The following is an 11,311-nucleotide window of genomic DNA, read 5'->3' as shown; positions in this document are numbered from 1 at the left end:
GCCTGCCCCAGGGCTACCAGACGATGATTGGTGAGAATGGTTCCAAACTCTCCGGTGGCGAGCGCCAACGCATCTCCATCGCCCGCGCCCTCCTCAAGGACGCCCCCATCGTCCTGCTTGACGAGGCCACGGCATCTTTGGATGTCGAGAACGAAACGCAGGTGCAGGAGGCCCTGTCCGAGTTGCTGGTGGGGAAGACGGTCATGGTCATCGCACATCGGATGCGAACTGTTGAGAACGCTGACAAGATTGTGGTCCTTGATAACGGTCACGTGGTCGAGCAAGGTGCCCCAGAGGAGCTCATGGCCGTAGATGGAGAATTCGCCAGGATGGTCCGACTGCAAGGCGAAAGTGCAGGCTGGTCCCTGTCAGGAAGGGCTGATGCGTAACAGCTCCTCAGCACTGGTTGCCAAGTGTGCGGCAGATTCGGTTGGTATATGTGCCAGTCGGTCGTTGTGGTACGTTCCTGTATGAATCAGGCTGCTGAAGGCTGATCTCTGCAGATGTCACGCTGATACAGGTCTGTTCCTATGCGTGGCAGTCCCTGTTACCTGGACCTGTATGAATCAGTCTTGATCTCGGCTGAGGGTTTCGCGAATTATCTCGGCTGGTGTCGCTCCTTCGGATGCCGCCCTGCCCGTAACTTGGTCCATCAAGGATTGTGGCAGGCGCGCAGGGTAGCCGGGGCGGAGGCGTGGGCGTTCCGGCCAGACCGTGCCCAGGTCACCTGACCAGGTCCCTGTTTCGAAGGTCTGGTTCAACTGGTCCAGGTCATCATCACCGAGTTCGAAGAGGGCATGCCAGTCAGGGTCTTCAGGATCTCCCATCAGTCCCTCCCTGTCGCAAGGAACTCCCGTAGGGTCTTTGGGGAGGGAGGGGTCATGGCATGGAAGACCAACCAGAGTCGGGACTGATCGTGGATGGAAGCCAGTTCCATCAACCTTCCCTGGCCATCGAAACCCAGTGTCAGCCAGACTTCGCGGGTTTCCTGATCATTGACAACCGGTGCGGAGATGATGGCATTGCGCCAGACCTCCAGGATGTCCTGCTGGTCGATATCAGGATGCCTGTGATGAATCCCGGGATGAATCAAAGGCTGGAATTCCATTGGAGGTCGCTTCCTGTGGGCGGGTTGAATGTCATCTGATGCAAATCCTAGTCAAGCAATCTGGGCCTGTCACCATTACAGGGAAGCCTGTCAGGCCTCTGGTCGGTTCGTTACTATGGACTCTGGAGCCGTACAAGACGTGAATGGGCCACAAGACCAGGATGATGAGGTTGCCGAGGGTATGAGCGATATGAGGGATGAACGGAATATGAACAATCAGTGTAAGGACGATCAAAGCATGAATGACAGCGGTGAGGTCCACGATCAGGAGAGCAGTGATCTCGATCTGGAGCCTGACATGGGGAGGACCTATCACAGTGGTCCTGTCATTATGCGTGGCTCCATGATTCCTCCGAGTGATTCCAATGCCGGCCTGCTCTCCTCGGATGGTGATACGGACTGGCTCCACATGGACCCCTGGCGGGTGCTGAGGATTCAGGCTGAGTTCGTCGATGGGTTCGGTGCCCTTGCCGAGCTGGGTCCGGCGGCCACGATCTTCGGTTCGGCCCGAATGGACAAGGACAATCCCGACTACCGTGCCGCCCAGCGGATGGGTGCCGGTCTGGCCAGGGGAGGCATGGCGGTGATCACCGGGGGTGGCCCGGGCATCATGGAGGCCGCCAACAAGGGGGCCGCCCAGGTCGGAGGCAAGTCGGTGGGGCTGGGAATCGAGCTGCCCCACGAGCAAGGTATCAACCAGTGGGTCAACCTGGGCATCACCTTCCGTTACTTCTTTGTGCGCAAGGTGATGTTCATGAAGTACTCGTCCGGCATCATCGTCTGCCCGGGAGGGTTCGGGACCATGGATGAGATGTTCGAGGTGCTGACCCTTGTCCAGACCCACAAGGTGGCCACCATGCCCATTGTGCTCTTCAACAAGGGGTATTGGGATGGGCTTTTCGAATGGATATCGACCACGGTCAAGGATCGGGGCATGATTTCTGACCTGGATCCCAAGCTGGTGGTTCGGACCGATGATCCCGATGAGGCCGTGCAGACCATACTCGGGAGCCGTCAGTAGCGCGGCTCAAGTGCTGGCGGTGGAAATGCCGGCACGGGGAATGGGGATACAGGCACCAGCACGTGCAATATCACCAAGAAACCTGTATCCGCAGGGGATAGGTAACTGTGCCTGCCATGACCAATAGCCGTATACAAATAGCCGTATACAAGCGTGAGTAATCCGACTCGATACGATTCAGGGAAAGGTAAAGGCCCACCTCTGGAGAGATGGGCCTTTACCGTATGTCAGGTTGCAGGAAGCGCCATGCCTACCTGTTCTTGGCGACGAAAACCATGCCGTTACCCACAGGGACCAGGCAGGATTCGAGTCCGTCCTCCTGTGACAGGGTGTCCAGGATGGAGCGCAGGCTGACGGCCTTGTCCGAACGGTTGGCCGGATTCATCAATCCACCCTGGTCGGGGTCCTCATCCAGGTCGAAGGCATCGGTGAAGACCAGCTGGCCGTCCTCCTTGAGCAGACGTGGGGCGTGGTCCAGGGCATCCTGGTAGTTCCGGCTCTCCCCGGAAACCACAATCAGGTCGTAATCAGCGGGGTTCAGTCTGGGGAAGTAGGTCCTGGCCGGTGTGTTGACCACGCGCAGACGAAGCCCGGAATTCTTCTTTTCCTCTTCCTGGAAGGTCTTCCGTATCAGTGAGGCGCCTTCGGGGGAGGAATCCACAGCGGTGAACTGCCCCTGGCCCTGCAATCCCTCCATGAGGCAGAGGGCCTCGATCACCGAACCCGTACCCAGGAGGATGATGGAGGCGGCATCGGTCCTTCCGGCCAGGAAACGCAGGAAGGAGCCCTGCGCCACTGAGCATTGGGGGGATCCAGCCGATTCCGCCTGGGTGCGGAAGGCTGTCAGGGTGTCGGATTCGCTGTTGAGTGCGCTCTCCTCAGCGAATTCCCACCCCTTGGCATGATTGCTGTATGAGGTCTTATCCATAATGACCACTCTAACGTCTGGTGCTCACAAAGGGCCACATATGGCCCGTCAACGATTGACGGCCTCGACCAGCTGCCACATCTCTTCGCCCACGTCAATCCCCCTGGGGCACTGGCGTGAACAGGCGCGAACGGACTCGCAGGCCAGGATGCCGTCCTCCTGGTTGATGTCGTCCAGGCGTTCCTGGCTGTGCCCGTCACGCGAATCGTTGATGAACCGCGAAGCGGCAATCAGTGCGGCCGGCCCGGCAAAAGCCTCGCCACCGGCGTAGACCGGGCAGGAGCCCTCGCAGATGCCGCAGGCGATGCAATTGCTGAGCAACTCGAACCTGGAGAGCTGGGCCGGGGTCTGCAGGTTCTCCCTGTCTGGATCCGGCTCAGCATCATCGCGCAGGTATGGATGGAAGCGACGGATCTGGTCGAACATGGTGTCGGTGTCGACGATCAGGTCACGCAGGGGGGTAAAGCCGGGAAGGGGCTTGATGTCGATGACCCCTAACCAGCCCGTTCGTTTCGGCTGAGGGCCCTCCGGTCTGGATTGAACCGCTCCGGTTCGACCGGTCCGGCGGAAGCCCCGGTCCTGGTCACCTCCATGGCCTGTCTCCTCGGCGGGTACCTTGGCGAAGTCTCCCACGGTGGCGGTGCACAGGAGGGTGGGTGTCGTGTTGATCAGTACGGCATCCGATCCACACATGCCGTGACCACAGGAGTAGCGGAAGTTCAGGGTCGGGTCCTGCTCGCGTTTGATTTGCAGCAGGCAGTCCAGGATGGTCTGTTCGTGTGCGGTCTGAATCCGGTATTCCTGGGTCCAACGCTTGCCACGTGGGCGTCCCGGTCTGGAGCCGAAGGGGGAGGGGGACGAGGATGAGGCGAAGGGGTTGGAGGCAGAGCGGCCGGACCTACCTTGACGGGGCGTGAACCTGGCTACGCGGATGGTGACGCTGGAATCGGTGCTGATGTGTGTCCCTGAGGCATGGTCACCGGTTCCGGTGGAGATTGCCACTGCTGGCTCGGCACCTTCTGGTTCCATGACTTCTCTGCTCCAATCCGATTGCATGCGCTGGCGGTCCCTTTCGCGAAGGCGGAAATAAACCCTGCACATATTCTAATGGTCTGGTCGGTCAAGTCCCCTCAGCATGACCTGTCTTGTCTGCTTCGCGAGACGGAATCCACCGGGGTCGTCCGGTCACATGTTGATTAGCCTGGTCCTGATGGTGGACTCTGCGTGGATGGCCACTGACCATACGATTCCGCCTCTCCCCAAAGGGCTCATGGGTGAGAGGCGGATGTTCGTTTGCCGATGTGGCATGCCCGGTATGTCTACTTGGCGTTCCTGATTGCGGTGCAGATGGATACCGCCGGGTCATTGAAGGGGATCAGGGTGGATTGGAAGGCATGGTAGAGGTCCGACTTGCCGGGCCAGACCGTGTCGATGACCTTGTTGTCCTGATTGAGTTGGTGGAACCATGATCCGCCATCATGGTCGATCAGGTACTGGTCGGTGTATTGGACGAAGTCGGCATACCAGGTACGGTACTCCTCCTTACCGGTCACCTCGGCCAGGGTGGCGGCGGTATTGATCCCCTCGGCCAGGGTCCAATGCATCCTGTCCGTAACCACGGGCCGCCCTTCCCAATCCGTGGTGTAGGCCAGGCCTGTGGTGCCTCCGGCATTCCACCCGTCGGCGACGGCCTGCCCGAAGAGGTGCTCGGCGGCATCCACGTAGGGCTGTATGGCTGCCTTGTTGGCGAAGGTGCTCAGGGCCCACTGCACAATCAACCGGGCCCATTCGATGCCATGACCCGGCGTGGCTCCATAGGGCTTGAACTGGTCGTCCTTCCTGTCCTCGTTGTACTCCAGATCTGGTGCCCACTGGCTGGTGAAGTGCTCAGGAATTCTCCAATTGTTGCCCTTGGCCCATTCGATGACATGGTCGATGATTCGTCCGGCGCGCTGTCGGTAGGTGTTGTCGCCGGTTGCATCGGCTACTGCCAGGAAGGCTTCGGTGGTGTGCATGTTGGCATTGAGGCCACGGTAGGGATCGAGTCGCGAGAAATCCGTGTTCCAGGTGTCTACGGCCAAGCCGGTCTCCTCGTCCCAGAAGTACCGGTTGAAGGTGTCCAGGGCTTCGTTCAGGAGCTTACGCGCTCCCGGTCTGCCTGCCAGCAGGGCTGAGGAGGCGGCCAGGATCACAAAAGCATGGGAATAGCAGACCTTGTCGGGTTCCGGGCTGCCGTCCGCCAGGATGGAGGGATGCCAACCACCATTGTCGTCGTCATGAAGGATGCCGGTCAGGCCACGCAGACCTGCATCGACCAGGTTTTCGGCACCGGGGTAGCCCAACAGGCTGCCTATGGCGTAGACATGGGTCATACGGCCGGTGATCCAAGTCTGGATGCCATGGGACGGGTCGATTCCGCCCTTGTCGTCCAGCCAGCCTGAACCGCCCTGCGCGGCGGGGAAGCCTCGTCCGAAGTCGAGGAGTTCATATGTTTCCGAGGCCATGAAGATGCGGTTGGCCTCGGAGCCAAGCTCATACCTGGGATTCTTGTTCATTACGTTGCCTTTCTGTTTCCTGGCACTGTTGCCGGCGGACGTGCATCGTCCAACCGCTGACGTCGAGGGGCGCTCTGAGATGGCCTGGTTCCCCTGCTTTGGATGCAAGGCCTTGCCCTGATATGGAAGAAGTCCATGACCGGTTCGCGGGGCATCATGTCGGCCCATCTGAGGGACCGGTTCCCGCCCGTGTCCGGGCCAGATGGCCGAAGAGGGTGGGTTGGGCAAGGAACTGGGTGATGGCCACTGCGGCTGCGCCTGAAACGATGGCATCAGTGGGCAGGGAGGAGAGGACGATGGAGGTGGAGTCGTTGAGCTCGGGCACCACCCGCTCGTCGACCACATCCTGAACGGCCCTCAGCAAAGGTTTACCGGCCGCGGAGATGATGTCACCCAGGACGATGCGCTCGGGATTGAAGGTGTTGATGATGGTCACGCAGCCATAGCCCAGGTACCGACCCGCTTTTTCAATCTCCTTCACGGCCTTGGGATCGCCTTTGTCCGCCTGCTCGAACAGGGCGCTGCAGACCTGACGGTGTGTCATGGATTCGGCTCCGGCGATTATGCCCTCCTCGATGGCGTCACGGTGTATGGCCACCGCTGAACAGTAGAGTTCCAGGCATCCGCGGTTGCCGCAGTCGCATGGCAGCCCGTTGATGTCTATGGACACATGGCCCAGTTCGCTGGCTACGCCAAGGGCCCCGTTGACGAGTTGGCCCGCTTCCAGGACCCCCAGCCCTATGCCTTCCCCCAGTAGGTAGTAAGCCATGTTTTCGCAGTCCAGGTTGTCGCCGAAGAGGTGCTCCGCCAAGACCCCCGCACGCGCATCCTGCTCAATGAAGACGGGCACGGAAAAGCTCTGTTCGAATTCCCGCCGGAAGTTGATCTTGCGCCATTCCTGCATGGACGAGACCACTGCGGTGCGTCCCACCGTGCGGAGGTAAGGGCCGGGTACGGCCATGCCGATGGCCACGATTGTGCGGTCCTCGTTCAGGAGTCCCTCGATTGTGCTGTGGATTGCACGGATGGTGTCCTGGATCTTGGTTTCGTCCACGGTCGGCAGGTCCATCAGACTGATTCGTGCGCCGGAGAGGTCGAATACGCCTATCTGGACGAGGCTTCGGGCGAATTTGACGCCAATGACATGGAAGGCCGCCTTGTTCAGCCTCAAGTCTATGGATTTGCCGCCGCGAGAGGTCCCATGCTTGGCCGGGCCGCTTTCCTCAACCAGACCCTCATCGATGAGGTGGGCGGTGATCTTGGTGATGGCCGCCGGTGTCAGATGCAGGATTTTGGCTATCTTCGCCCGGGAGCTGGCACCGTAGCGGTAGAGGTGGGACAGGATCCGTGAACGGTTGGATTCGGAAACAAGGGCTTGCGAGGGGCTGGATCCTGAGCCGGGCATCGATACCTCCTCGCATCTATTGCGTCGCGGTCGGTCCTTCGCCTCTGAATGGTATCGAGGCACCTTCCTGTGCCGCTTCCGACAAGAGAATGTTAACTGAGTTAATAGATGAAAACAAGTGTGGTGTGTTGCCCTACGACTTTCACCCGCAGGTCCGTCCGGACGGTGTCTGAAGTCAGGATGGGGTTGGCCGTGTTGTAAGGCGGCATCAATGCTCTTGGTAGGGGTATCAGTACTGCCGTCCGCTGGGGGGCATGTCGACGATGTGAACCGGTTGCCAGTCCACCCTGCCTTCCCGGTCGACCATGGAGTGGACGAGGAAGTGTTGATCATCCCGTTCAGGGTGATCCCTGCGGAAAAGGGCGCCGCGTGATTCCTCTCGGCTGTCGCTTGCGGACAATACCGCGGCGGACAGGGTCAGCAGGTTGTCGATTTCCATGATGGCGGTCAACTCGTGGTTGAAGGCCGCGTCCGGGCTGTGCGCTTTCAGGCCCTGTGCCGTCTGGTCCAGGTCGGCCACTTCTTCCTCGGCCCTGGCGATGCTCTTCTGATCGCAGCGGACGGCCACGGCATCCTCCATCACACCACCCAGGGTTTGCATGACCTGGTAGGCATTGGTGTCGCCGTTCGGGTTCGTATCCGGGGCTTGGGCATGATCTGATTCGGATGGCGAGTCGTCCAGGATGCGGTCTATGACCGACCGCCTTGTGGCCAGGGTCTGTTCCAGTGAACGCGTGTCACCGGATTGGGCCGTGCTCTTTCCTGATAGGGCGGAGGTGACCTGTTCGGCCATGGCCTCCCCGGCCCTGGTGCCGAAAAGACAGGCATCCAGGAGGCTGTTGCCCCCCAACCGGTTGGCGCCGTGGACACTCAGGCAGGAGCACTCTCCAGCAGCATAGAGGCCTTCGACCGGGCAACGCCGACCATCCGCCCACTTGTAGACCTGGCCCTGGGTGGTGATCGGTATACCCCCCATCGTGTAGTGGGCGGTCGGCTTGATGGGGATCAGATCGACGGTGGGGTCCAGGTCGGCAAAGCGGCGGATGGTCTCATAGACCTGGGGGAGGAGGGTCTTCATTCGTTCCTCGCCGATGCCCCTCATGTCCAGCCATACGCAGTTCCGTGGACCGTTCGGATCCTTGGGGTCGGCCACCCCGCGGCCGGCGTCGATCTCGGCCATGATGGACCGGCTGACCACGTCCCTGGCGGCAAGGTCGCCATGCCCGGGTGCATAGTCCTGCATGAAGGCCCTGCCCTGGGAGTTGCGCAGAATTCCGCCCTCTGAGCGGGATGCCTCGGAGAGGAGGATGCCGGTATGGCCAAGTCCTGTCGGGTGGAATTGGATGAACTCGATGTCTTCCAGCTGCAACCCGGCTTTCAGGGCCAGGGCCATACCGTCCCCGGTGAGGTCCCAGGAGTTGGAGGTGGTATGGAAGAGCCTGCCGGCACCTCCGGTGCAGAGCATGATGGTGTCGGACGAGATGGCATGGGTCTCACCGGTGTGGGTGTCCAGGACCACCAGGCCGCGTGCCTTCGCACAGGGATTGGTCAGGGGGGCGCTTTCGTGTTCCCCGTCTTTGCGCTGTTCCTCAGCCGGAGAATCGGTATCTGGAACCTTGATCCCGTCCAGGACCAGATCCGTCACATACCATTCCTCGGCGAAGGTCACCCCCATCTGTACGCACTGCTGCCAGAGGGCGTGCAGAATCTGATGGCCTATGCGGTCTGCCGCGTAGGCGGCGCGCTTGACTGGTTTCCCGCCGAACTCAGACGTGTGCCCGCCGAACTTGCGTTGGGCTATACGGCCGTCTTCCCGCCGGGAGAAGGCCACACCCTCGTGCTCCAGGCGAATCACCGTTTTCCGGGCTTCGCTGGCCAGTATCCTGACGGCATCCTGGTCGGCCAGCCAGTCGCTGCCCTTGATGGTGTCGTAATAGTGCCAGTGCCAATCGTCCTGCTCCTCGTTGCCCAGGCTGGCTGCGATGCCGCCCTCGGCCGACCCGGTGTGGGAACGAAGGGGTTGCAGCTTCGAAATGACCAGGATCGAAGGTGTTTCCTGGCCCTCATGGTGATTCTTCCGGAGGGAGCGGGACAGACTCAGCGCTGCTGACATGCCGGCGGCCCCGGCACCTACGATGATGGCCTCATAGTGGCTCTTGATTGTGGCGGGACTCATAAAACAGATATTCTCACAACCCTTTGATAGGGAACACCCCGGATTCGGTGATTCGGGGGATTGTCGGTAGGGTCGTTGATTGCTGGTCCGTCAAGTCAGGCTTGTCCCTTTGCATGCAGACAATGGGTGCATGGCTCACGAGCAGTCCTTTTCGCAGTTGGTGTATCAGGTCGTCAGACGCATACCTTCTGGCAAGGTGGCCACGTACGGTCAGATAGCGGCCCTGACAGGTCGACCCAGGAATGCCAGGTTCGTCGGATTCGCCCTCCATTCCAATCCTGAACCCGGCGTGATTCCCTGTCATCGGGTCGTTTTTAAGGATGGTTCCCTGGCTCCCGGTTTCGCCTTCGGTGGGCCTGACCGGCAGCGTACTCTGCTGGAATCCGAGGGTGTGGTCTTTGTTCCCCCCGCCCGTGACGAGAACGCGGGTCAACCTGGCTGGGTGGTCGATCTGGATCGTTGTCAATGGTGTGCCTGATTCTGCTCGACGGCATGCACGACCCCGTTGATGGTCTCGATCCTTCCTTCGATTTCCAGACGGCCAAGGTGGCGTATCACCGACTGGACTCTGCCGCCCCAGGGAGAGGCAGATTGATCCAGGGCGGGAGTCCCCGTCAGCCTCTTGGTCAGGGCGTCAACGGTGGCGGTCTCGCCTTCTTTCCGGCATGACCGCAAGGCATTCAGGATTGCGTCCTCCAGATCTTCATGGACATGACGGCCTGGTCCAATCAGGTATTCCAGGGCAGGTGGGATCTCCTCAACCGGAGGTACCTCTTCCTTGGCTTCCCTGTTGGTCGTCCCGGCTCCCGCCTTGTCTGCAAGCCCCTCACCAAGGGGCTGGTTCTTCTCGGACACGAGGCCGACGGTTGCTGTTGGGGCATCCTTTATCATGCTCTTGGTCCGAATGTCTTCCTCCGAAAGATCGGCTGACCGGAAGGAGCCAATCACGGGATCGGTTCCGGGGTGATGCGGAGGATGACACAGGCCGGTTATGTCGGTCGCGGAAATGAGGATGGTCGCTTTCCCCTGATGGATCAGATGGTTGCAACCGATATTTTCCGGAGTGTCGATCCGCCCCGGGGCGGCGTAGACTTCACGGCCCAACTCGGCTCCCCAGTTGGCCGTGTTGAGAGCCCCTGACCGGTGTCGGGCCTGGGCCACCACAATCGTTGAGGAGAGGGCGGCAATGATCCGGTTGCGCAGGAGGAAACGGCGCCCTTCCGGTATTGTTTCGGGATGCATCTCGCTGATCAAGGCCCCACACTCTCGCTCCATGGACTGGAAGAGGTCCCGGTTCCGTAAAGGTCCCATACGTTTCATTCCACCCGCGAATACCGCGACAGTCGAACCCACCTCATCCCCATCATGGTCCCGGCGGGCGGACAGGGCACCCCAATGCGCCTGGGCGTCGGCCCCCATGGCACCGCCGGAGACAACCAGGTGACCCTGGGCCGCCGCCTGTCTGCCGATCTCCTGGGCGATATAGCTCCCGTAGAGGTCACAGGTCCTGGAACCGACGACAGCCACGGGCTTGGCGCAACTGATCAGACTCTCCTTGTTGCCTCTTCCCCAGAGGCAGAGGGGAGGGGCCCAGTCCGAGCGTTGGGAGAGGTCGTCGAGCTGGGAGGGCCAACAGTCCGTCGATGGTGTCAGTACCCACAGGGTTCCATCGTCGGTCATGGATCCTTTCAGCCTGTCCTCGTCCCAGTTCCGCAAGGGTTCCAAGCGATACCGCCAGTTGGTGCTGACGCGGCGGAAACGGTCCATATCCTTGCCGTTTATCTGTCTGCCCCAACGGATGGCCCCCTGGATGAAGGCTCGGTCCAGTCGTGTTCGGGCCTGGGATGCCCGTGCGGAGACCGGCCCGGTTGGGTTGGGTGATATTGCCCATAGTGTCTGGCAGAGTTCCAACGGGCAGTCCGATCCCATGAGACTGGCGTGCATGAGGGCATCGGGGCCGTCCGAGGCGAAGTTCAACAAGGCGCGGGCCAGCCAGTCATCGCGTATTCGCAGGCCGGGTTCAGGCAGGGTCAGGGGTCGATGCCCAATCCGTGTTCCTCTTTCCGCGCTTCCTGGTTGTGAAGGAGCCGGTTTCGGCAGTGCCGTTCTGTTGATTTC

The 11,311-nt window shown here is 60.7% G+C and carries 11 protein-coding genes; 3 read left to right on the top strand and 8 right to left on the bottom strand.

Features of this window, described 5'->3' with window-relative positions; genetic code table 11:
- Positions 1–389: ATP-binding cassette domain-containing protein (locus tag Q0K62_RS05725; protein ID WP_297317020.1), on the top strand; the 389-nt coding region annotated here is incomplete at its 5' end.
- A gap of 177 nt (positions 390–566) precedes the next feature.
- Here the strand turns inward: Q0K62_RS05725 and Q0K62_RS05720 are convergent.
- Both Q0K62_RS05720 and Q0K62_RS05715 read right to left on the bottom strand, forming a co-directional pair.
- Positions 567–827, bottom strand: a complete 261-nt coding sequence (locus tag Q0K62_RS05720; protein WP_297317019.1) for a hypothetical protein — start codon at positions 825–827, stop codon at positions 567–569.
- Positions 827–1,108 carry a hypothetical protein gene (locus tag Q0K62_RS05715; RefSeq protein WP_297317018.1) on the bottom strand — a complete coding sequence of 94 codons (282 nt, stop codon included), beginning with the start codon at positions 1,106–1,108 and terminating at the stop codon, positions 827–829. The genes Q0K62_RS05720 and Q0K62_RS05715 overlap by 1 nt, the downstream gene beginning before the upstream one ends.
- A 298-nt stretch (positions 1,109–1,406) precedes the next feature.
- On the opposite strand from Q0K62_RS05715, the gene Q0K62_RS05710 reads away from it, so the two are divergent.
- Positions 1,407–2,129, top strand: a complete 723-nt coding sequence (locus Q0K62_RS05710) for a TIGR00730 family Rossman fold protein (protein WP_297317022.1) — start codon at positions 1,407–1,409, stop codon at positions 2,127–2,129.
- Positions 2,130–2,379: 250 nt separating this feature from the next.
- Here Q0K62_RS05710 and Q0K62_RS05705 read toward each other — a convergent pair whose 3' ends face one another.
- The 5 genes from Q0K62_RS05705 to Q0K62_RS05685 all read right to left on the bottom strand — a co-directional run bounded on the left by Q0K62_RS05705 (position 2,380) and on the right by Q0K62_RS05685 (position 9,193).
- On the bottom strand, positions 2,380–3,057 hold the full coding sequence (locus tag Q0K62_RS05705; RefSeq protein WP_297317017.1) for a methyltransferase: 678 nt from the start codon (positions 3,055–3,057) through the stop codon (positions 2,380–2,382).
- A gap of 48 nt (positions 3,058–3,105) precedes the next feature.
- Positions 3,106–4,059 (bottom strand): 2Fe-2S iron-sulfur cluster-binding protein, encoded by a 954-nt coding sequence (locus tag Q0K62_RS05700; RefSeq protein WP_297317016.1) that lies wholly within the window; start codon positions 4,057–4,059, stop codon positions 3,106–3,108.
- 317 nt (positions 4,060–4,376) lie between these two features.
- On the bottom strand, positions 4,377–5,612 hold the full coding sequence (locus Q0K62_RS05695) for an AGE family epimerase/isomerase (RefSeq protein ID WP_297317015.1): 1,236 nt from the start codon (positions 5,610–5,612) through the stop codon (positions 4,377–4,379).
- A gap of 154 nt (positions 5,613–5,766) precedes the next feature.
- Positions 5,767–7,017, bottom strand: coding sequence for an ROK family transcriptional regulator (locus Q0K62_RS05690; RefSeq protein ID WP_297317014.1), 1,251 nt, complete (start codon positions 7,015–7,017; stop codon positions 5,767–5,769).
- A gap of 229 nt (positions 7,018–7,246) precedes the next feature.
- Positions 7,247–9,193 (bottom strand): FAD-binding protein, encoded by a 1,947-nt coding sequence (locus Q0K62_RS05685; RefSeq protein ID WP_297317013.1) that lies wholly within the window; start codon positions 9,191–9,193, stop codon positions 7,247–7,249.
- A 130-nt stretch (positions 9,194–9,323) separates the two neighbouring features.
- Between Q0K62_RS05685 and Q0K62_RS05680 the strand changes: the two genes are divergently transcribed.
- The gene (locus Q0K62_RS05680) at positions 9,324–9,671 is read left to right on the top strand and encodes an MGMT family protein (protein ID WP_297317012.1); all 348 of its coding nucleotides are present in this window, start codon (positions 9,324–9,326) and stop codon (positions 9,669–9,671) included.
- On the opposite strand, the gene Q0K62_RS05675 is transcribed toward Q0K62_RS05680, so the two are convergent.
- A complete protein-coding gene (locus tag Q0K62_RS05675; RefSeq protein ID WP_297317011.1) occupies positions 9,656–11,170 on the bottom strand; it encodes a DNA-processing protein DprA in 1,515 nt (504 codons plus the stop codon). The two genes, Q0K62_RS05680 and Q0K62_RS05675, sit on opposite strands and share 16 nt — an antisense overlap.
- Positions 11,171–11,311: the final 141 nt, after the last annotated feature.

Source organism: uncultured Bifidobacterium sp., assembly GCF_945269915.1.
In the GTDB taxonomy this organism is placed as follows: Bacteria; Actinomycetota; Actinomycetes; order Actinomycetales; family Bifidobacteriaceae; genus Bombiscardovia; species Bombiscardovia indica.
This window is presented reverse-complemented; position numbering and strand designations above follow the sequence as displayed.

What these genes read in the sequence shown, in the direction of transcription:
- Q0K62_RS05720 (WP_297317019.1), bottom strand. Translation starts at nt 827, where the DNA reads ATGGGAGATCCTGAAGACCCTGACTGGCATGCCCTCTTCGAACTCGGT.
- Q0K62_RS05715 (WP_297317018.1), bottom strand. Translation starts at nt 1,108, where the DNA reads ATGGAATTCCAGCCTTTGATTCATCCCGGGATTCATCACAGGCATCCT.
- Q0K62_RS05710 (WP_297317022.1), top strand. Translation starts at nt 1,407, where the DNA reads ATGGGGAGGACCTATCACAGTGGTCCTGTCATTATGCGTGGCTCCATG.
- Q0K62_RS05705 (WP_297317017.1), bottom strand. Translation starts at nt 3,057, where the DNA reads ATGGATAAGACCTCATACAGCAATCATGCCAAGGGGTGGGAATTCGCT.
- Q0K62_RS05695 (WP_297317015.1), bottom strand. Translation starts at nt 5,612, where the DNA reads ATGAACAAGAATCCCAGGTATGAGCTTGGCTCCGAGGCCAACCGCATC.
- Q0K62_RS05690 (WP_297317014.1), bottom strand. Translation starts at nt 7,017, where the DNA reads ATGCCCGGCTCAGGATCCAGCCCCTCGCAAGCCCTTGTTTCCGAATCC.
- Q0K62_RS05685 (WP_297317013.1), bottom strand. Translation starts at nt 9,193, where the DNA reads ATGAGTCCCGCCACAATCAAGAGCCACTATGAGGCCATCATCGTAGGT.
- Q0K62_RS05680 (WP_297317012.1), top strand. Translation starts at nt 9,324, where the DNA reads ATGGCTCACGAGCAGTCCTTTTCGCAGTTGGTGTATCAGGTCGTCAGA.